Origin of the sequence: Alteromonas sp. W12 (assembly GCF_001924945.1) — a bacterium.
GTDB classification, from domain to species: Bacteria; Pseudomonadota; Gammaproteobacteria; order Enterobacterales; family Alteromonadaceae; genus Alteromonas; species Alteromonas macleodii.
The window spans coordinates 688,413-707,392 of record NZ_LQXH01000007.1; the positions used below are offsets into that span (position 1 = coordinate 688,413).

Sequence of the window (18,980 nt, forward strand, 5' to 3'; positions counted from 1 at the left end):
TAACGTTAGTGGCGACTGTCTAATACTTTTAAGCAGGCAGTGTGCCAGAATAGCAAGTCATTGATTTGATTGGCTTCTTATGGTTTTTAAAAAAGGAGTGATAGCAAGCTGTTAAATAATCTGACACTTTCTTATAACCCATAACGACCAGAAGCTATCACAGAATTTGGATCTAATGTGTGCTTTATCTCTCTGATACTCGTTATTAAAGTTGAGGAATAGAAGTCATCATAACCTCGATGTTGGAGGCTATTAAATCTGTAGGTTAGATAACCACTGTGTATAAGCTGTTTGTTTAAAGCGTTGTGACAGCGTTCTGCTTGACGATCTGAGTTTTCGGATTGTCTGTCGTAAAGTAGTGAAATTACACATTCAATTGCTGTTGACGTGAGTACAGTCATTGATATTGCAGACTCAACATCAAATTCCTCTAGAACTTCAGAAACAATAGACACTAAGTTTTCAGCATTTTTACCCGTCGCAGGGGCAGTAGGCGCAAGCCATATAAGACCCACCTTGTTTCTTTCAAGTTTTGTGAAGTCTTTGTCTAGAGGAAGTTGGCTTAATTTATAATGCACACTTTTTAGAAAATCATTAGTAGGTTCACCGCGTTTGAGTTTCATAAGGCTATTTAATTTTTCTAGAGTTTTGTCGACTTTTAAACCGCTTAATTGAGAAACTTTTGGGGCAATTCTATTTAACCATTTGAATTTTGCTTCACTAATAAACTGTACTTTAAATTCTCCATTCGCAAATGTACGTTTAATTTTTTTCTTCCAAACTTCTACTTCGTCTTTACTCCCGTAAAGTGCACCTGATGCCGTCCATTCATTTAACATGTAAGCCTTTGTATGTCTCTTTCTATCTTCGTCTGATAGTGAAAGTTTTGAAAGGGGCCAGTCACTTTCATCAAGGGCTGCCTGGAGTGATTTATCGAGATTTGTTATGTGGACGCAGCTTTTTATAACTTGTCTTTCTCGTAAGTCACGAATTCTATCGACCAACACATTAATGTTTGTGTCTTTCTGTGTTGAAATAAAGAATGGAAGATAGCATTCAGGTGCAGCTATAAGTTTAAGTGTTGCCTCAGTTACAATCCCCAGCGTTGATTGAGAAAAAATCCCGTCGACGTAGGGGCCCACGCCCCACTTATATATGCCTTCACTCGCAAATTGTTTTGATTCGCCAGAGAATTGTCTAAACCCAGTTGAGATAGCTTTTCCATTTCCTAAAACTACGTCTAGGTCACTAATGAACTCGAAGTGGTTTCCGGCGGGAGTATGACCAAAGCCTCTCTCCAAACTGTTGCCCAAAACACTGCAATCTACTGATGAGCCCGTTGCGTCCATCCAAAACTTAAGGCCTTTTTCCTTTAAAAAGTCATAAAGCTGCTTTTGGGTAACACCAGCCCCAATTCGTACCGTACCTAAAGTATCGTCATATTCTGTGATGTTATTAAGATTAACTAGATACAGTAAAAAAGCATTGTCGCTTCCCGCTTCCGAGCATGTATAGCCCCAGTTTTTTCCACTGCTTATAGGGTGTAATTGGAACTTTTCATCGTTTTGGCTATTAACATCGTTGAACAATTTAACTATTTGGAAAACATCATTTTTGTTATTCGGTATAATTACTGCACAAGGGTGTGTTTGTTCCTTCATTGTACTTGTAGAAAACTCGTCAAACATTTCTCCATGTGTAAGAACATTCGGTTTTCCAACGATAGCTTCTATTTTGTTCACCAATTCCAGCTTTTTAGACATCATTGAGCTGCTCTTTCATGTCTTTTCCAATGACCATCATCAACTTCTTAAAACCAGGGGATAGCGTTTGGAATAACACTTTGGGGTCGATATGATAGGGTGCTCTTTTCCCATGATACTCGGTCACCTTTCCTATTTGAGTAAAAGGGATTCCTACAAACCTGAGGCTGCGCGCAAGTCTGGGTTCCATCATTACGAAAATATGATTGATGCCTTTTTGTTGTGTAACCGTTGCGGCCATAAAGTATAAACTTATAGCGATGAAGGGAAAACAACGCATTTCGTTTTGTGAGAAACTATGTTCATCAATCACACCAGTTCCTGCGCCCTCATACTGATCAGTTTTCCGTTTTCGAAATTGCGCGGGAACAGCGAGGCGCGATATTTCACAAATCTCTTCACGCTTGTAATTTTTTGGATGAAGGACCTCATCTTCTAAAGCATGACTACAAAATTGCTCAATGGGGAGCAGTTGCTCAGAAGAATTCGACATAACCATGCGAACTGTGCCTGCAAAGTTTTTTGAACCTTTGTGCTGGACTAAACAATGGATTGAGTGCTGATCAAATTCATCTTTTTCCATGCCGTCTGGTTTTTCCGGCTCGAACGCTAGCTCAGTACAGTAAACATCATGTCTTATCCTGAATGACAGTTCCTTAGTGGCTTGGTCATTTGCTATGATGGTATTAAAAAACTGTTTAAAGTGAATAGCTATTTTACTTACTTCTCGGTTTGCAAGCTTGGTCTGGAGTGATTTAGACACATTCCTAAGCAGTGGGTTGCTATCCATTTTTTTAAACAATTGCTTTAGCATTGTCATTCTCTTATTGGCAACGGTATTACTATTAGATAAGCATAGCCCAGATAGGCTGTCTAGACCTACTTTGGGCTACAATTGTTTATGGAAACCTTGAAGATTAAGTTAATTTTTTATTAATTCCAGTGTATCTTCGTAATTAGGATCATTTGGTTTTAATTCTAACGCTTTTTCAATTAGTGTTAATGCATTCTGTTTATTACCTAGCTCGTTCTCGATCCAGGCTAAGTTATTCATGACAGCATGGTTATTTTGCGTAGCTTCAAGCAGGAATATGTAATAACTACGAGCTTTTAGCATATCTCTCTCAACTAAAGCGTCTGCCAACAAGCGCATATTGATAATATCTGACGGTAAATACGAAACATGCTTTTCTAAGAATGAAATTGCTTCGCTAGTTTTTCTTTGGTTCATCAGTGCGCTGAACATCATGGAAGCGACTCGCGGGCTAGGTGCTTTTTCATATGCTTCCGAGAGTCTTTCTTCGGCTAAAGCAAAGTTTTTACTCGTCAATGCAAAGCTTGCCGATATCCCTCTGCCTAGAGGAGTATTTTGAGTTGCTTTCGGTATTTGAGCAAACTTCTGTTTAGCTAACTCTAACGAACTTGTTAACAACAAAAAGTTGACTTGAAGTAACTGTAATCTTGGATCATCAAACTTCTTGAGAGCTTGCTCTGTTGTTTCTAGTGCTTTATTCGCGTTTCCTAACGTCTCAAGGTAATTTACTTTAGCAATATAAGCATCCGGAACGTCGGGGGTGTTTTTTATCCAATCATCCAACGCTATCAAAACCTCTTCAGGTTCTGCCGCCATTACTTTATTTTTTAATAGTAACTTCCAATATGAAGAATTTAGTTGTTTAGCATTTGTTTTGTAGCGAGAAAGAGAGCTTAAGGATTCTTTATTTTTGCTCTCAAGTAGTAAAAATTTGGCTTTCAAAAGCTCAAATTCAAAAGATTTTTCAATAAGTGAGTCGGTTACCTTATAGACGTAATTCTGACTATAGTTATTTTCCAAATTCACGATAAAGAGCTGATTAAGCAATAGTAGGTCAGGTTTTTCAGTTGATATTGCTTCCTCTAGATATTCACTTGCTTTCTTAGCATTTTGAGTCGCTAAGAGTGACTCAACGATTAGCGTATGTTTTAGAGGGTTAACGACTTTATTTTTCTGAAGACTATCAAGAGCGGTGTTGTAATCGCCTTCCAGATAGCTTGCGACGCTGCTCGCAAATATTGCTGCCTCTTTGTTTTTGCTTTGCCATGTTTCAGCTATCTGTTTTAACTTTTCTACTTGATTGTACTGATAAAGTGTTCCAATCATTACCTGCGCTAAAGCACCATTCTCAGGTGCTACTAAAGGAATGAAATCAAAATTCATTCCCTCTGAATTTGTTTTAAATTTATTTAATTGAGAAAACTTGTGAAATTCAGACGATAAAGAAGAGGTTTCGATCGAAGCAATACTTTGGATGAGTTGATTTCTTGTATTGATATCGCCTTCTGCTTGAGCAGCGTTGGCGGCAATAGCAAATAGCGAAAGATTAGCTTCGTCGCTATCAACTAAGCTATTTTTAAATACCTCGATCCCTCTCTCGTAATTCCCAAGTTTTATCTCGGTTATAGCGAGTACCTTTCTGGCAGGGTGTCCTTTTGGAAATACTGAGCTCGCCCCTTTTAGCTGTTGAAATGCCTTCTCGTAATATCCCTGTTGAAGGTATAGCGTTCCAAGGTAAGTTTTAAGGGAGCTGTCATTGGGATAAAAATCTGTAGCTTTAAGTAGATATTGTTCAGCTTCATCAAGAGAGCCGTTAAGAAAATTGATCGTTCCTTTCAACCTGTTCGCCAATGGTTGCTCGGGAAATCGAGACAAAACTTCATCGGAGTACAACAGAGCTTTGTCATATTCTTTAATATTGTAATGGCACTGCGCCAACCGTAGGGTAGAGTATGGGTGAGTAAAAAGCTGCTCATTCACTTTTTCAAAGGTATCAATACACTTTGTAGCCTCACCGCTAGCTAGATAATAGTGCCCTAACATGGGTAAGAAAAGACCATCGCTTTTGGTTTCGATAGCAGTGGTTTCCTGTTGAGATAGCTTCAGTTTTTGGTTTGAAACATTACTCTCTAATGCGATAAGAGCCTGGTCTAATAAATCTTGGGTTTTGGCGCTTTTTTTCTCGGAATTTCCCAAGAGGATCAAGAATCTATCGTTAAGTCTATTAATTTTTGAGTTCGTTTGTAAGTCTGGAAAAGTAGTTGCGAAAGATTCGATATCTTCGAATTCCTGATTAAAAAAACTCAGTAAAAAGTAGTTTTCTACCGCCGAAAAGGCTTTGTCAGCATTCTCTTCATTAATACTTTCGAGTATGCGAGTGTATTCCCTCTTTGCATTTAATATCTGACCAGTCTTCAAATATGCGTCTGCTAACAGAAGTCTAGCATCCAAAAACGTTTCATTTTCCTGGACTAAGCTTTTCAACTGAATAATTGATTTTTCGTAGGCCCTAGCTTCAAAGTCCTTCTCGGCTAGTAAAAATTTATCTTGCTCAGTTTCTTGTGTACACCCGAGTGACAGAAGTCCAGTTAAGCCTAAAAGTAATATTTGTTTTTTATTCATGGTTGAATCCATTTCCTTTGTTTCGCTAACATTACGCACTTATTTTCTGCTTTTCAAAGCAATTTAACTAAACAAGAAATACTTTACGCGAGCTCCATATTCGTATAGCGCTATCTCCACTCTGCGCATAGCGCTTACAGATGGTATCTTGAGGTAGGGAGCTAGGCTTCCCGAGCTGTGGAAATCAACTGGGAAAATATTAATCTCATTACAATGTTCGGAGAGGAGTAGCGAAGCTCTTTTCATATGTGTAGCTGACGTAACGAGAATAACATTTTTTTTAGTTATATAGCTTTTTATCGACTCTACTTCACTTGCAGTGTCGATACCTTTAGCTACCAAAATTAGATTTTTACGCGGAACGCCAAGGTCAAGAAGCAAGTCAAACGCTTTTTGGGAATAGTTTGTATTAGGGTCATGTAAAAAATTTCCCCCCGTCACCAAAATTGGTTTATCTAGTTCCTTTGAAAGCTTGCTTGCTTGAACTAGTCTTTGTAGGGAGCAATGGCTCCATCTTGATATTTCTGACACCTTGCCGACGGTAGAGTAATAACAAGCAGGAGTGACGATAAAGTCTGTTCCTTCGAACTCCACTAATGATTCTGAGTATGCTATTTCATGTTCCAGAGGATATAAAAGTAGATCTGCAAAGTAAGGCTGTGTTGTTAGCAACGCTAGTGATATAACACTATACAAGCATGCTTTGCATAATCGTTTGAAATTAAACTGCCTCAGAATTAAGGTAATCGCTAAAATCAAGCACATTAAGCTTAATGGTGAAGAAATAATGAAAAACAGCTCTCGTAAAAGATGCACAGTTAGCAACGTCCTAGTGTTAGCTCGATTTTTAAAGATAATAGATAGCTTAAATAAGCTAATGGGGTTTTGTACTATATTCTTGTTGAGCACATCAACTCATTTGCGCGCAGAACAACAATTTGTTGATGTAGTTGAGAGCGTTACAGAGAGTACCGTTGCGATAGCGTTGGATGCTCCTTATAAGCATGCATCTCCTAGGGTCTTAGGAACAGGTTTCATAGTTGATGATGGGTCTTATGCTATTACTAATTATCACGTGGTATCTGAACAGCTAGATCCGAAGTATATTGAAAATTACGTAGTGCTTAGTGGTGAAGGTACGGTTGTTAAAAAAGTAAAAGCAGAGATTATTAAAATAGATCTTAAGCACGACTTAGCTTTGTTAAAGCTAGATAGTATTTTGACTCCTGTAGCACTATCTTCTAAAAACATGCTGAGACCAGGCACTGACATAGCGTTTACTGGCTTTCCCATTGGAGCGATACTGGGGATTTACCCTGCGACTCACCGTGGCTACATATCAGCAATAACACCTGACGCTATACCAGCAATGAATTCGCAACAATTAAACTTAAAGATGATGCAGAGGTTAGATAGCGTTAGTCTGATATATCAACTGGATGCTATTGCTTACCCCGGAAATAGTGGAAGCCCTATGTACGACCCTAAATCGGGAGAGGTGGTTGGCGTTATCAATAAAGTTTTAGTAAAGGACACAAAGGAAAGTGCTTTGTCTTCGCCAACAGGGATTTCTTACGCTATTCCTGTTAAGCATGTTCATAAACTTATCAGCGAAGTTAAAAGTTGAAACACTAGCTGTTCTAGTATGGACACACTTGGTGTGAATTGTTTTCTCCTTAGTAGTAATTCGGTTTCTGTTTGAGCTATACTCGAATCAAATGTGGTAACCTGAATGAGTGTTCTGTCAGGATCTTTGACGATTCAGGTTGTACGGTCAATTAAATCTTTGACTTGTAAGGGTTTTATAATTGGCTTTATTTTTGCTTGTTATTTATCTAACGCTACTATAAACAAAGTCTGAGAAATTTATGAAGCACTCGAATGTTAATAAGGACATTAGTAAAGGTATGAATTCACGCCGTCAGTTTATTACTAAAGCTGCTGCCGGTGGCGTAGTTGCTGCACTAGCTTCAAAAACGGCATGGGCTGGAGGGAGTTCTGCGACTGGGTGCTCTGTTTCTGGCAACCTGTCAGGAAACCTTTCAAACAATCATGAATGTAGCGTTGCCAACATAAGTGGCCTCGGACCATCTGATTGGAAAGATATCTTGAAGAATAAGAACTACTGTCGACGTAACAATGTTAGCAACTGTAGATGGCGCGAAGTGTTTGGTTCGCGTCAACCTAATGGGGCCAACTCAGAATCTAACCATAGATTGCGAAGTTTCTTAAATAGAGATTCCTCGCTAACTTTAGACGAAGCGTTGATTGTGGCATATCTTAATGCCAAGAGCGGAAAATATCCTTTACCAGGTGGTCAAAACGCCGAGAGCTACATTCAGGGACTATACGATGATGTTAGTTATGGTGTTTACGGTAGTGACAGTGAACAGCGTTTGATTAATGCAGTTGAAGCCACATTTTAGAATTTAAATTGAATAAAGGTTCATCTATCAGCATCTACATAGCCCCTGATAACTCGGGAGTAGCTATTCAGCATATCCCGTCATACCGAATATTGTTTCTTCCTTTAAAATACGAGAGGCTTGCAAGGGCTTGGCAGGCCTCAGTTAGCTTTCCTGAATTACCTAAGATAGGTGAGCGCAGATTTGGTCTTTCTGAGGACGATATTTCTGAAGTCACAGATTTACTTGCTGAAAATAACCTAATAGATTAATAGTTTTCTAAGGCGTAATGGTTTGTTATTGTCAGAGCTAGCCGAAGCTCAATACTTAAATGCTGTTAAAAAGTCTGAATTGAATATCGAGTTCGGCTTAATTTCAGTTAATGTAAGTTCTTCCTTCTCACAAGTCACAAAAACAGTTTCAGAGCTTTATCGGGATTATAATGTCTCACTAAACTCAGACTGGTTTGACTTTAATATTTCAGTTGAGAGGCCTTCAAACTTCCGTCGCTTTTTCAAAACACAAGCAGTGTTCAAATTAGACGGGCATATTCCATTCAAGCCGTTGCCATCTGCGCATTCGTATCCACTATTCGAGTGGGGGATGAACTGGTGTGTAGCGAATTTTTACCATAAATACTTAATTTTCCATGCTGCCGTACTGGAAAAAAATGGCAAAGCCGTAATTTTCCCTGCACCTCCAGGCTCTGGAAAGAGCACTTTGTGCGCTAGTCTCGCACTTTCTGGCTGGCGGCTACTGTCCGATGAAATGGCGGTGTTAGACATCGAAACCGGAAGAGTTTTACCCTTTGTTCGACCTATATGTTTAAAAAATAACTCTATCTCACTCGTCAAAGACTGGTTTCCGGAAGCCTTTATCTCTGATATTGCAACGGATACTCAAAAAGGAGACGTAGCACATGTGAGGCCTCCAACTGACGCTGTTAGGCGTTGTAATGAAGATGCTGAGTTATTTGCTGTAGTTTTTCCAAAATTTGTCGCTGGTAGCTCTACAAATGTCTTTTCGCTGACTCAAATTTCCACATTAAATATGCTAATTGAAAATGCTTTTAATTTTGATCTGTTCGGTCATGAAGGCTTTGAATTCATATCTAGAAAACTATCTGACTTGCTTTTGCTAGAGGCCACATACAGTAACGTGGACGAACTGAGGAATATCTTAGAAAGCGAGGTAAATAATTAGTGGCTTGCTGTATACAGAGTATCTTAATTGGTATTCTCACAAAAAGATTCTCTGATTCGATTTCCACTGCCGAATGGCGTGACTTAGTTTTAGTTGCCCGCGCAAACTCTTTGCTACCCAGAGTTGCTTCCATACTTCTGAATAACGTTGAAAACGATTTTCATATACCGCCTAACGTACATGCTCACTTGGTTGCGAGCACTCGACATGAAGCCCTTTTTCACAATCAAGTTATAAGTGAAATAAGAGTCGTAAATTCAAGAATTTCTAAAACATTAAACAGAAAATTAATAGTGTTAAAGGGAGCGGGGTACGTCGTCTCTGGCAGCAGCGCTGCAACGGGGAGAATTTTTTCAGATATCGACCTTTTGGTGCTTAAAAGTGATATTCCGAAAGTTGAAAGAGCACTTCACTTGTTTGGTTTCGTCTCAGATACAGACTCTGAATATGACCAAAAGTATTACCGAGAGTGGGCCCACGAAATTCCTCCTTTACGTCATTTTCAGAGGGGGACGGTTTTAGATGTTCACCACAATATTATTCCCATTGTAAGTGGTCGAGCACCAGACATGGATCTTTTTCTAAGTTCAACGAAAGATACAGAATACGGTGTTGAAGTGCTTCGGCCTGCGGCCATGTTTCTTCATTCTGCTATACATTTGTTTTTCTCAGAAGAATTTACCAACGGTTTTAGAGATTTGTCAGATTTGTCATTATTGCTGGATGAAATCATATATGACGATGTCGAATTAAGTTATTTGTTTAGCCTTGCGGAAAACACCGGCTTTGAAAATGAATTATTTTTAGCATTTAGATATCTAGAAAAGATTTTTAACAAGCAAATTTCAGCGCATATTTATCAACGCTTCAAACAGCCACTACCAACAGGTATTAGGTTATTATTATCTGACTTTATTTTTGGTAAGGTTCTTGCTGCAAATCATCGCTTAGTTGATGTAAAGTTTCGGGGTCTAGCACAGTGGTTGGCATTCGTTCGCGGACACTTATTAAAAATGCCATTTAATATATTAGTGAAACATACTGCTTATAAGCTTTGGCGAAGCATAGTTAAATCAGTTACAGGAGATGTTGAAAATCGTCATCATGTCCAAAGAAAAGATGTTAAGGATTAATAAATGAAAATCTTAGTCACCGGAGCAGCTGGTTTCATTGGTGCAGCTGTATCGCAATACCTTATCAATCGTGGTGACCAAGTTGTCGGGATTGACAACATTAACGATTATTACGATGTGAATTTAAAGCACTCACGTCTAGACGAGATTAAATCATCTACTGCAGCTGATTTATTTTCATTTATCGAGATGGGGGTAGAAGAGCGCGACAAAATGGTTGCGCTTTTTGAAGAGCACAAATTTGATAGAGTGGTGCATTTGGCTGCTCAAGCTGGTGTGCGTTATTCACTTGAAAATCCTAACGCTTACGTCGACTCAAATATTGTTGGCTTTGTGAATATTCTAGAAGGGTGTCGCCATAATAACGTCGAGCATTTGGTGTACGCGTCATCTAGCTCAGTCTACGGTGCGAATGAAACTATGCCGTTTTCAGAACAGCATAACGTAGATCATCAAGTTAGCTTGTATGCGGCTTCTAAAAAAGCTAACGAGCTAATGGCTCATACTTATAGTCACCTGTATAACTTGCCTACAACGGGGCTGCGCTTTTTCACTGTTTACGGGCCTTGGGGCCGTCCAGACATGGCGCTTTTCAAGTTCACTAAGGCTATTTTGGAAGGTAAAACAATACAGGTTTACAACTATGGTAACCACCGTCGTGACTTCACTTATATCGATGATATCGTTGAAGGCGTAATTCGCTCATTGGATAATGTGGCTAAACCTAATGAGAATTGGGACGGCGGCAATCCAGATCCAAGTACGAGTAAGGCGCCCTATAAGGTTTACAATATTGGTGCGCAAACACCAGTGCACCTTTTGAAGTTTATTGAAACCCTTGAGAGTGCATTGGGCATTGAGGCAAAGAAAGAACTTCTTCCTATGCAGCCGGGCGATGTGCCTGACACCTATGCTGATGTGTCGTCGCTCGTTGAAGATACTGGGTACCAGCCATCTACCGATGTTGAAACAGGCGTAAAAGCGTTTGTCGACTGGTATCGTGACTTTTATAAAGTGTAAGCGCTAGCGACTTATAATTACCTTCTGAAGCCGTTAAAGTGCACTGCTTCTCATAAATCCCGCACACTTTTTGGGCAAGAACTCTTTCGTGGTTGCATAACCGAGCTCAAAAAGTGTGTTCTTAATTTCAGGTGTAAGCGAAAAATCTACCGCGGAAATCTCCCCGGTATTCACCACCACCGTATTGTGCCAATACTTCGCATTGACGTACTCCCTGGATATTGCCGTCATAAACGTGCGAATAAGCATGCTGACGTATTGCGGCAGTTGAAGTAAGTTCTTTTTAATGGCTTTACGTTTTTGTTCGGTGCTTTGCAGTCTGAAGCATACTGATGGCGTGCCATCGCCTCGCCAATCTTCAAACAGCGCATCTTCAGACAATATAGCGCCGTCTACTAGCAAGTGCTCTTTAAACGGTTTAAACGAGAAGATGAGCGGTATCGACATAGAATACCGCACTGCTTCTGACACCTTCATATCTGGAGAGGTTTGTTTGTTGAACAAAACTGGTCCGCCGCCGTTTACGTCGGTAGCGAGAATATGCAGATTGAGCGGGAGGTCGGCAAACACTGCGCCTTCCAACTGTTCGTCAATCCATCGCTGAAATACGTCGCCAGAAGACAGCCCGCCTTCCCGGAGTAATCTTACGAGTGAAAATTCAGTGAATTGCTTGAAATCAGTAACCAGTGCGAGCTCTCGCATTTGCTCCACTGTGTAACCTTTGGCGTAAAGCGAAGCGATAATCGAGCCACCTGATACACCCACTAAAGTGTCGAAGCCTACGTTCATGTCCTGCAGCGCTTTAATGATGCCGATATGGGCGCTCAATCTTGTTCCTCCACCTGAAAAGATGGGCACAATTTGCGTGACGTTCGCCTGTAATAAATTATTCGGTATTGCTGCCGAGGCTATCTGCATGTGCATACTCCAAACTAAGGAGGCTTTGCGCTAAGTGTTTAGTTCCAACGGAATAACAAACGCTGCGCCCCACACTATAAAAGCGTAGTTTACTCATGCATTATCAGCAAAGTATCAAGGGGGAGATAAGCGATATCTTTAGTCTAAAGTGTTGCCATATTGCTACACAATTCGCTTTGAGTGTGTTTGCGAATTGATTTCACGTGTCGCGACAATAAATGCAAACGCATTAGTAATACACCAGCAATAAATAAAAAGGCTCACTGCTGTTTACTAACAGAGTGAGCCTTATTCAAATGCGTCTGATGAGGCTTGAAACTATCTAGCTAATTCTTTGATATTTTACCGTTTGGAATATAGCTTTTAGTTTCCAATTCTTAGCCCTCATATTTTGTGCTAGCTCGCCGCAAGTTTTGCCTTCATTTCGCGGCGACGGGCGTGCAGTAAAGGTTCTGTGTAACCGCTAGGCTGCTCTTTACCTTTGAAGATTAGATCGCTTGCGGCTAAGAAGCCAATTGAGCTGTCTAAATCAGGTGCCATAGGGATATACTCAGGATCCCCCGCATTTTGCTCATCTACTAAGACAGCCATACGAGCCAAAGACTCTTTTACCTGATCTACACTTACAATGCCGTGCTCTAGCCAGTTAGCGATATGCTGCGATGAAATACGCAACGTCGCGCGGTCTTCCATCAAGCCTACATTGTTGATGTCAGGAACTTTCGAGCAGCCTACGCCTTGGTGAACCCAGCGTACAACGTAGCCTAAAATGCCCTGAACATTATTGTCGATTTCACGCTTAATACTTTCACGCGTCAGAGTAGAGGCATCTTCTAACAATGGAATGGTAAGTATGTCAGCAAGGCCACTAAAGTTTTCATCTAGCGACTTTTGAACGTCAAACACATTTACATCGTGGTAATGAAGCGCGTGCAGTGTTGCTGCAGTAGGTGAGGGAACCCAAGCAGTATTAGCGCCAGCCTTAGGGTGACCTATTTTGGCGGTCATCATATTTTGCATTTCGTCAGGTATTGGCCACATGCCCTTACCAATTTGAGCTTTGCCAGAAAGACCACAACGAAGGCCTACTGCGACGTTTGCAGTTTCATAAGCCTTAATCCACGCCATAGACTTGAGCGCGGCTTTTTCTGCAAAAGGGCCGGCAAGCATTGAGGTATGAATTTCATCACCGGTTCTGTCTAAGAAACCCGTGTTAATGAACACAACGCGTGAAGTAGCCTCTGCAATACAAGCTTGTAGATTAATACTCGTACGGCGCTCTTCATCCATTATGCCCATTTTAAGGGTGTTAGCTGGAACATCGATAATCGCTTCGATAGCACCAAACAATGCGTTAGAGAATGCAACTTCTTCTGGCCCGTGCATTTTAGGTTTAACAATATAAATACTGCCTTCGCGGCTGTTTTTAAATTTGCTGTTTCCTAAAAGATCATGCTTTGCGATAAGTGAAGTGACTAAACCGTCCATGATCCCCTCTGGCACTTCTTCGCCGTCAAAGAGCATAGCATTGTTAGTCATAAGGTGGCCCACGTTTCTAACAAACATAAGGCTTCGACCAGAAAGTACTAGTTCGCCGTCTTTTAGCTTGTCTTGTGAAGCGTGTTTAGACGGCTGGTAGCTTCTATCGTCATGCATAGCGCGAACAAGCTGCTTGCCGCCCTTTGTCATTTCAATGCTTAGCGAGCCTTTCATTAAGCCTAACCAGTTGCTATACACCAAGGTTTTGTCTTCAGCGTCAACAGCAGCAACGGAATCTTCGCAGTCCATAATGGTGGTTAATGCAGCTTCAACCAGTACGTCTTTTACGTTTGCGGCATCGCTCTCGCCAATAGGATGAGTCGGGTCTAGTTGAATTTCAAAATGCAGACCGTTGTGTGCAAATAGCAGGCTTGACGGTGCGCTAATGTCACCTTGGTATCCTTGCCATTGCTCTGTGTTTGCTAAGGTGGTCTCATCGCCGTCGACAAGAGTGATCGCCAATTTACCCGATTCAATCTTGTACTCAGTAACGTTAGTGTGGCTGCCTTTCGCAAGCGGTATCATGCTATCTAGATAGTCTTTCGCTTTCGCAACTACTTTGGCGCCGCGTACGGGGTTGTAGCTTTTTCCCGCTTCTGCTCCACCTTCATTGCTGATGACATCAGTGCCGTATAGTGCGTCGTAAAGGCTACCCCAACGGGCATTTACCGCGTTAAGTGCATAGCGAGCGTTGTTGATTGGCACGACTAGCTGAGGGCCTGCCATTGTTGCTATTTCGGCGTCTACATTTTGTGTTTGTGCACTTACTTGTGACGGCTGCTCAACAAGGTAACCAATGCTTTTTAGGAAGTCGGTATATTCGTTTCCGTTTACCGGGTTACCAGCTTTATGATAATCGTCGATAGCGCGCTGAAGCTGTTCTCGCTTTTCTAATAGTGCGCGATTTTGAGGAATGAATTTTTCGAAGAGGGTTTCTGCACCTTGCCAAAAGGTGTCTTTATCTACGCCTGTGCCAGGAAGTGCCTGTTCATTAATAAAGTTATCGAGTTGTTCGGCAACCTGTAGTCGGCCTCTAGTAATATATCCTTGCATAACTACCTCTATACATTTGTCTGTTCACCCAGTGTAGTGTGTATAGAGATAGTTTTTTAATTTATGGTTTGTATTTCTGCCATATATTTTGTGAATGTTTAGCCCGCATTCATTTCGCTAGCTACATCGCTGATTAAGCGGCGCAACCAAATGTGACCTGCGTCGTGGTGAAGTAAGGCACTCCACGCCATTTTTAGCGCAATAGGTGGTATGTCGAAAGGCGGCTCTTTAATCACCACATCTGGGTCGTGTTTGAACAAACGCGCCGCTTTGCTTGGTAAGGTAGCAATAAGTTTTTGCTTTTTCGCAATCTGAAGCGCTGCATGGTAATGACGAGTAAATACGCGAATAGCACGCTGTTTCCCGATTTTTGTAAGCTCAGCGTCAACCCAACCCAGTTTTTGTACTTCATTTGGATCAATACCTACACCTACGCCAAACCCAGTTTTACTCACCCAAATATGCTGGGCACTCAAGTAGCCTTCTAGGTTGCATTTTTCTACTAGCGGATGGTCGGAACTCATTACGCAGCTAAAGGTGTCATACCAGATAACTTTTTGGTGAAACGACAAAGGCAATTCATCGAAGCGGTTAATTGCCATGTCCACTTTACCTTGCTCGACATCGTGAAACGTCACGTCACTCGGCGTAATAAGGTCAAGCGTAATATTGGGCGCTAAATCCGCCAGTCTTCCAACAAGTTCAAGTAACAAGGTACTCTCTGCATAGTCACTGGTCATAATGCGGAAGGTTCTGTCGCTGGTTAACGGATCGAAATCAGTCTCGGGCTGAATAGAGCTTTCCAATCGACTAAGCACATCGCGAATAATGGGTTGTAGCTCAAGCGCGCGCTTGGTGGGGGTCATCCCATCGCTGGTACGAACTAAAAGTGGATCTTTAAATAGATCGCGAAGGCGCTTCAGGCCGTTACTCATTGCTGGCTGAGTAATGCTTAGCTGGTTTGCAGCTTTCGTTACACTTCCTTCGCGCAACAGCACATCTAAATAAACCAATAAATTCAGGTCGACCTTCGCTATATTCATTATTCTAATGCTCTTTTTAAACCTAATTAAACATAGCTATTATAAAGCTTTTTTATTTCAATGTCAGATAAGCGTTTAGTCTTAAATTAGTCGCCGTTATACCTATAAGGTATTGAAATATAGTTGGTATATTGTTTTTTATGAAATTTAGGAAAATATGGCTTTTTTTGTTTTATGCAAAAAGCATAAGTGAAGTGAATGACGCGCACAAAAAAGGGCACCCGAAGGTGCCCTGTAGGAAAGGTTGGGATGCTTTCCGTTTAACTCATTGCCTGTTTACGTTATACGTCAAACTGGTTCATGGTGTTATCTTCACCAGACGCTTTAAGTGCACCTTCGCCAGAGAAGTACTCTTTGTGTGTATCACCTAGGTCAGAACCTGCCATCGCTTGGTGCTTAACGCACGCTAGACCTTGGCGAATTTCTTGACGCTGAACACCGCGTACATAAGCAAGCATACCTTCTTCACCGAAGTAACCTTTTGCAAGGTTGTCAGTAGACAGTGCCGCAGTGTGGTAAGTCGGTAGCGTGATAAGGTGATGGAAAATACCTGCCTCACGCGCTGCATCAGCCTGGAAGCTTTTAATCTTCTCGTCGGCAGCTGCTGCAAGTTCGCTGTCGTCATAGTCAGCAGACATAAGTTTCGCACGGTCATAACCAGAAACGTCTTTACCTTCTTCACTCCAGGCATCAAATACTTGCTGACGGAAGTTAAGCGTCCAGTTGAATGATGGAGAGTTGTTATAAACCAGCTTTGCGTTTGGTACTTGTTCGCGAATAGCGTTAACCATTTCAGCAATTTGGCCAACGTGAGGCTTTTCAGTTTCAATCCAAAGCAAGTCAGCGCCGTGCTTAAGTGACGTTACACAGTCAAGTACTACACGGTCAAAACCTGTGTTGTCTTTAAAGCGGAACAGACCGTTTGGTAAGCGCTCAGGTTTAACCAGCTTGCCACCTTGCTTAAGCACTAGATCACCTTCAGTTAGGTCTTCAATACCCGCAACTTCAGTCGTTTTAAGGAAAGCGTTGTACTGGGCAGCTAAGTCGCCTTCTGATGTAGATACTGGGATCTTCTGGGTAAGACCAGCACCTAGTGAGTCAGTACGTGCAACAATTACACCTTCATCAACACCTAGTTCAAGGAATGCATAGCGTACTGCATTGATTTTCGCTAGGAAGTCTTCGTGTGGCACGGTTACTTTACCGTCTTGGTGACCACATTGCTTCGCGTCCGATACTTGGTTCTCAATTTGGATACAGCATGCACCTGCTTCAATCATTTGCTTTGCAAGTAGGTAGGTTGCTTCTTCGTTACCAAAGCCCGCATCGATATCTGCGATAATTGGAACTACGTGAGTTTCGTAATTGTCGATTTCAGCTTGAATCGCAGCTACATCACCACCGTTTTTCTTAGCGTCGTCTAGCTTGTGGAAAAGGTCGCCTAATTCACGCGCATCTGCTTGGCGAAGGAAAGTATAAAGTTCTTCGATAAGCGCAGACACTGATGTTTTTTCATGCATTGATTGGTCAGGAAGAGGACCAAATTCAGAGCGAAGTGCTGCTACCATCCAGCCTGAAAGGTAAAGGTAGCTTTTGTTAGTTGTGCCTTGATGCTTTTTAACTGAAAGCATTTTTTGTTGGCCTACGAAGCCATGCCAGCAGCCTAGTGACTGTGTGTACTGAGACGAATCTGCGTCGTATTCAGCCATGTCTTTGCGCATAATGCTTGCAGTGTAGCGAGCAATGTCTAAACCTGTTTTAAAACGGTTTTGAACCTTCATGCGTGCAGCGAATTCTGGGTTGATACCTTCCCAAGTTCCGTTTTGTGCTGCCTTTAATGTGGCGAAGTTATCAATGTCTTGTTGATATTGCGACATGAGCGTCTCTCCCGACTATAATTAAAATACTTAACGTTGTTTATGTTTACGCTGTAGGGCGTTCCCGTTGATTCCATTTCATCCTAGTGCCGGATTTGGAATAATAGAAATATATATTTTGCATTGCGGTCATTTATTTTGTGAATGACTGGCGCCGAGAGAAGTCTAGATACTGTAAATCTTTGACACCTATGTTTGATGGTTTTAAGGCAATGGGGCAGCAGTGGGGCAAGAAGTGGTCGGTAATAAATAACTTACGTAGGTTGCAAATGCTTGCTGGTGTTGACTATTTCGTCTGTCTATTAGCTAAAAGGGTAATAGCTTTGCCGGTGTGAGCAAGGTAAATTTAGGCGTAGAGCTTCACGCTAAATAGTCTTGTCCGATACGAGGGCGCTTTTGTTTTAGCTTGTTGATATATAATATGAAAAGTGGGTGTTATGAGTAGTAGTGTATTGTCGTCAGTTGACCAAAGAACCAAGCTTGTTGGCGAAAACAGGCTTGAGCTTTTGATGTTTCAACTGGGAACGCGACACATTTTTGCCATGAACGTCTTTAAAATTAAAGAAGTTATAAACGTACCCAAGCTCAATATAATGCCGGGTTCACATCACAACCTGAAAGGCGTGATGAACTACCGAGGAAGCTCCATTCCAATTATAGACTTGCGTCAGGCAATCAAAATGCGCGGTGCAGCTACGCAAGCAACAGCGAAGAATGTCATTATCACTGAATATAACAGAAGCGTGCAGGGCTTCATTATTGGTGAAGTGAAAAACATAGTGAATACATCGTGGGGAACCATTCAGCCACCCCCTAGCGGCATTGGAAAATCCAATTATTTAACCGCCATAACTCAGGTGAATGTTGAGGGTAAACAAGAGCTGGTAGAAATCATCGATGTTGAAAAAGTACTCGCGGAAATCATCGATTACGACACATCTATCTCTGAAGAAGTGCTAGATAAAGACATTGTTAACCACTTCTTAGGCAAGAAAGTGTTGATAGTAGATGACTCAAGCACAGCAAGAAAACAGATTAAAGATACGTTAGAGCAGCTAGGTATAACAATCATCGAACGTAAAAACGGCGCTGAAGCGTTAGCGCTGCTGAAGAAGTGGGCCGATGAGGGGAAGAACCCAACCGACGAAATTTTGCTAATGTTTACCGACGCAGAAATGCCAGAAATGGACGGCTATCGGCTTACTTCTGAAGTGCGTAACGATCCTCGTATGAGCAATTTATTTATAGCACTCAACACATCATTAAGCGGAAGCTTCAACGACGCCATGGTAGAAAAAGTTGGATGTGACAGGTTTATCTCCAAATTCCAGCCCGACATGCTCGTTGACGTGGCACAACAGCGCATGCGCGAATACCTCTCATCACAAAATAAGTAGTCGCTTCCTTCTTAAAAGTTGCTAATTTAATGAGATGACCAGATGGTCATCTCATGCTTGCGTTATTTTGTCCAAAAGCTTTGAGCATCTTGCCAGCCTGCTTTACACTATTGCATCTTATCGCTTTGCTAACACCATTATGATCACCAAAGAATCATTCGCGATAGTGTCGTTATTGTTGTATCTGCGGGTA

General features: G+C 41.5%; 15 protein-coding genes. 7 read left to right on the forward strand and 8 right to left on the reverse strand.

Annotated features, from left to right (window positions below; all coding sequences use genetic code 11):
• Positions 1 to 131 precede the first annotated feature (131 nt).
• The 4 genes from AWH61_RS10515 to AWH61_RS10530 all read right to left on the reverse strand — a co-directional run bounded on the left by AWH61_RS10515 (position 132) and on the right by AWH61_RS10530 (position 5,793).
• A complete protein-coding gene (locus AWH61_RS10515; protein WP_075177036.1) occupies positions 132 to 1,766 on the reverse strand; it encodes an FAD-binding oxidoreductase in 1,635 nt (544 codons plus the stop codon).
• Entirely contained in the window at positions 1,756 to 2,577 is an 822-nt protein-coding gene (locus AWH61_RS10520) for a PEP-CTERM/exosortase system-associated acyltransferase (RefSeq protein ID WP_075177037.1), read from the reverse strand. The genes AWH61_RS10515 and AWH61_RS10520 overlap by 11 nt, the downstream gene beginning before the upstream one ends.
• Positions 2,578 to 2,685: 108 nt before the next feature.
• Positions 2,686 to 5,199: a tetratricopeptide repeat protein gene (locus tag AWH61_RS10525; protein ID WP_170870503.1), complete on the reverse strand. Its 2,514-nt coding sequence runs from the start codon at positions 5,197 to 5,199 to the stop codon at positions 2,686 to 2,688.
• Between the two features lie 63 nt (positions 5,200 to 5,262).
• Positions 5,263 to 5,793: a YdcF family protein gene (locus tag AWH61_RS10530; RefSeq protein WP_170870504.1), complete on the reverse strand. Its 531-nt coding sequence runs from the start codon at positions 5,791 to 5,793 to the stop codon at positions 5,263 to 5,265.
• Between the two features lie 193 nt (positions 5,794 to 5,986).
• Here AWH61_RS10530 and AWH61_RS10535 point away from each other — a divergent pair, with 193 nt between their 5' ends.
• From AWH61_RS10535 to AWH61_RS10555, 6 genes are all read left to right on the forward strand, one after another.
• A complete protein-coding gene (locus tag AWH61_RS10535) occupies positions 5,987 to 6,826 on the forward strand; it encodes a S1C family serine protease (protein WP_249922638.1) in 840 nt (279 codons plus the stop codon).
• Between the two features lie 280 nt (positions 6,827 to 7,106).
• A complete protein-coding gene (locus AWH61_RS10540; RefSeq protein WP_170870505.1) occupies positions 7,107 to 7,625 on the forward strand; it encodes a twin-arginine translocation signal domain-containing protein in 519 nt (172 codons plus the stop codon).
• A gap of 8 nt (positions 7,626 to 7,633) precedes the next feature.
• On the forward strand, positions 7,634 to 7,876 hold the full coding sequence (locus tag AWH61_RS20030) for a hypothetical protein (protein WP_139308987.1): 243 nt from the start codon (positions 7,634 to 7,636) through the stop codon (positions 7,874 to 7,876).
• Positions 7,877 to 7,898: 22 nt separating this feature from the next.
• On the forward strand, positions 7,899 to 8,807 hold the full coding sequence (locus tag AWH61_RS10545; protein WP_075177040.1) for an HprK-related kinase A: 909 nt from the start codon (positions 7,899 to 7,901) through the stop codon (positions 8,805 to 8,807).
• Positions 8,807 to 9,940, forward strand: a complete 1,134-nt coding sequence (locus AWH61_RS10550) for a nucleotidyltransferase family protein (RefSeq protein ID WP_075177041.1) — start codon at positions 8,807 to 8,809, stop codon at positions 9,938 to 9,940. Before AWH61_RS10545 ends, AWH61_RS10550 begins: the two co-directional genes overlap by 1 nt.
• A 3-nt stretch (positions 9,941 to 9,943) precedes the next feature.
• Positions 9,944 to 10,960 carry an NAD-dependent epimerase gene (locus tag AWH61_RS10555; protein ID WP_075177042.1) on the forward strand — a complete coding sequence of 339 codons (1,017 nt, stop codon included), beginning with the start codon at positions 9,944 to 9,946 and terminating at the stop codon, positions 10,958 to 10,960.
• Positions 10,961 to 10,993: 33 nt separating this feature from the next.
• On the opposite strand, the gene AWH61_RS10560 is transcribed toward AWH61_RS10555, so the two are convergent.
• The 4 genes from AWH61_RS10560 to AWH61_RS10575 all read right to left on the reverse strand — a co-directional run bounded on the left by AWH61_RS10560 (position 10,994) and on the right by AWH61_RS10575 (position 17,390).
• Entirely contained in the window at positions 10,994 to 11,878 is an 885-nt protein-coding gene (locus AWH61_RS10560) for a patatin-like phospholipase family protein (protein WP_014977059.1), read from the reverse strand.
• A gap of 396 nt (positions 11,879 to 12,274) precedes the next feature.
• Positions 12,275 to 14,470, reverse strand: a complete 2,196-nt coding sequence (locus AWH61_RS10565) for a malate synthase G (RefSeq protein ID WP_075177043.1) — start codon at positions 14,468 to 14,470, stop codon at positions 12,275 to 12,277.
• A 98-nt stretch (positions 14,471 to 14,568) separates the two neighbouring features.
• A complete protein-coding gene (locus tag AWH61_RS10570) occupies positions 14,569 to 15,513 on the reverse strand; it encodes a LysR family transcriptional regulator (protein WP_014950208.1) in 945 nt (314 codons plus the stop codon).
• Positions 15,514 to 15,794: 281 nt separating this feature from the next.
• Positions 15,795 to 17,390, reverse strand: a complete 1,596-nt coding sequence (locus AWH61_RS10575) for an isocitrate lyase (RefSeq protein WP_075177044.1) — start codon at positions 17,388 to 17,390, stop codon at positions 15,795 to 15,797.
• 437 nt (positions 17,391 to 17,827) lie between these two features.
• On the opposite strand from AWH61_RS10575, the gene AWH61_RS10580 reads away from it, so the two are divergent.
• The gene (locus AWH61_RS10580; protein ID WP_069944630.1) at positions 17,828 to 18,787 is read left to right on the forward strand and encodes a chemotaxis protein CheV; all 960 of its coding nucleotides are present in this window, start codon (positions 17,828 to 17,830) and stop codon (positions 18,785 to 18,787) included.
• Positions 18,788 to 18,980 lie beyond the last annotated feature (193 nt).

Excerpts from the sequence above, each read along its gene's own strand:
- AWH61_RS10515 (WP_075177036.1), bottom strand. The coding sequence starts at position 1,766 with ATGATGTCTAAAAAGCTGGAATTGGTGAACAAAATAGAAGCTATCGTT.
- AWH61_RS10520 (WP_075177037.1), bottom strand. The coding sequence starts at position 2,577 with ATGCTAAAGCAATTGTTTAAAAAAATGGATAGCAACCCACTGCTTAGG.
- AWH61_RS10525 (WP_170870503.1), bottom strand. The coding sequence starts at position 5,199 with ATGAATAAAAAACAAATATTACTTTTAGGCTTAACTGGACTTCTGTCA.
- AWH61_RS10535 (WP_249922638.1), top strand. The coding sequence starts at position 5,987 with ATGAAAAACAGCTCTCGTAAAAGATGCACAGTTAGCAACGTCCTAGTG.
- AWH61_RS10540 (WP_170870505.1), top strand. The coding sequence starts at position 7,107 with ATGAATTCACGCCGTCAGTTTATTACTAAAGCTGCTGCCGGTGGCGTA.
- AWH61_RS10555 (WP_075177042.1), top strand. The coding sequence starts at position 9,944 with ATGAAAATCTTAGTCACCGGAGCAGCTGGTTTCATTGGTGCAGCTGTA.
- AWH61_RS10560 (WP_014977059.1), bottom strand. The coding sequence starts at position 11,878 with ATGCAGATAGCCTCGGCAGCAATACCGAATAATTTATTACAGGCGAAC.
- AWH61_RS10565 (WP_075177043.1), bottom strand. The coding sequence starts at position 14,470 with ATGCAAGGATATATTACTAGAGGCCGACTACAGGTTGCCGAACAACTC.
- AWH61_RS10570 (WP_014950208.1), bottom strand. The coding sequence starts at position 15,513 with ATGAATATAGCGAAGGTCGACCTGAATTTATTGGTTTATTTAGATGTG.
- AWH61_RS10575 (WP_075177044.1), bottom strand. The coding sequence starts at position 17,390 with ATGTCGCAATATCAACAAGACATTGATAACTTCGCCACATTAAAGGCA.
- AWH61_RS10580 (WP_069944630.1), top strand. The coding sequence starts at position 17,828 with ATGAGTAGTAGTGTATTGTCGTCAGTTGACCAAAGAACCAAGCTTGTT.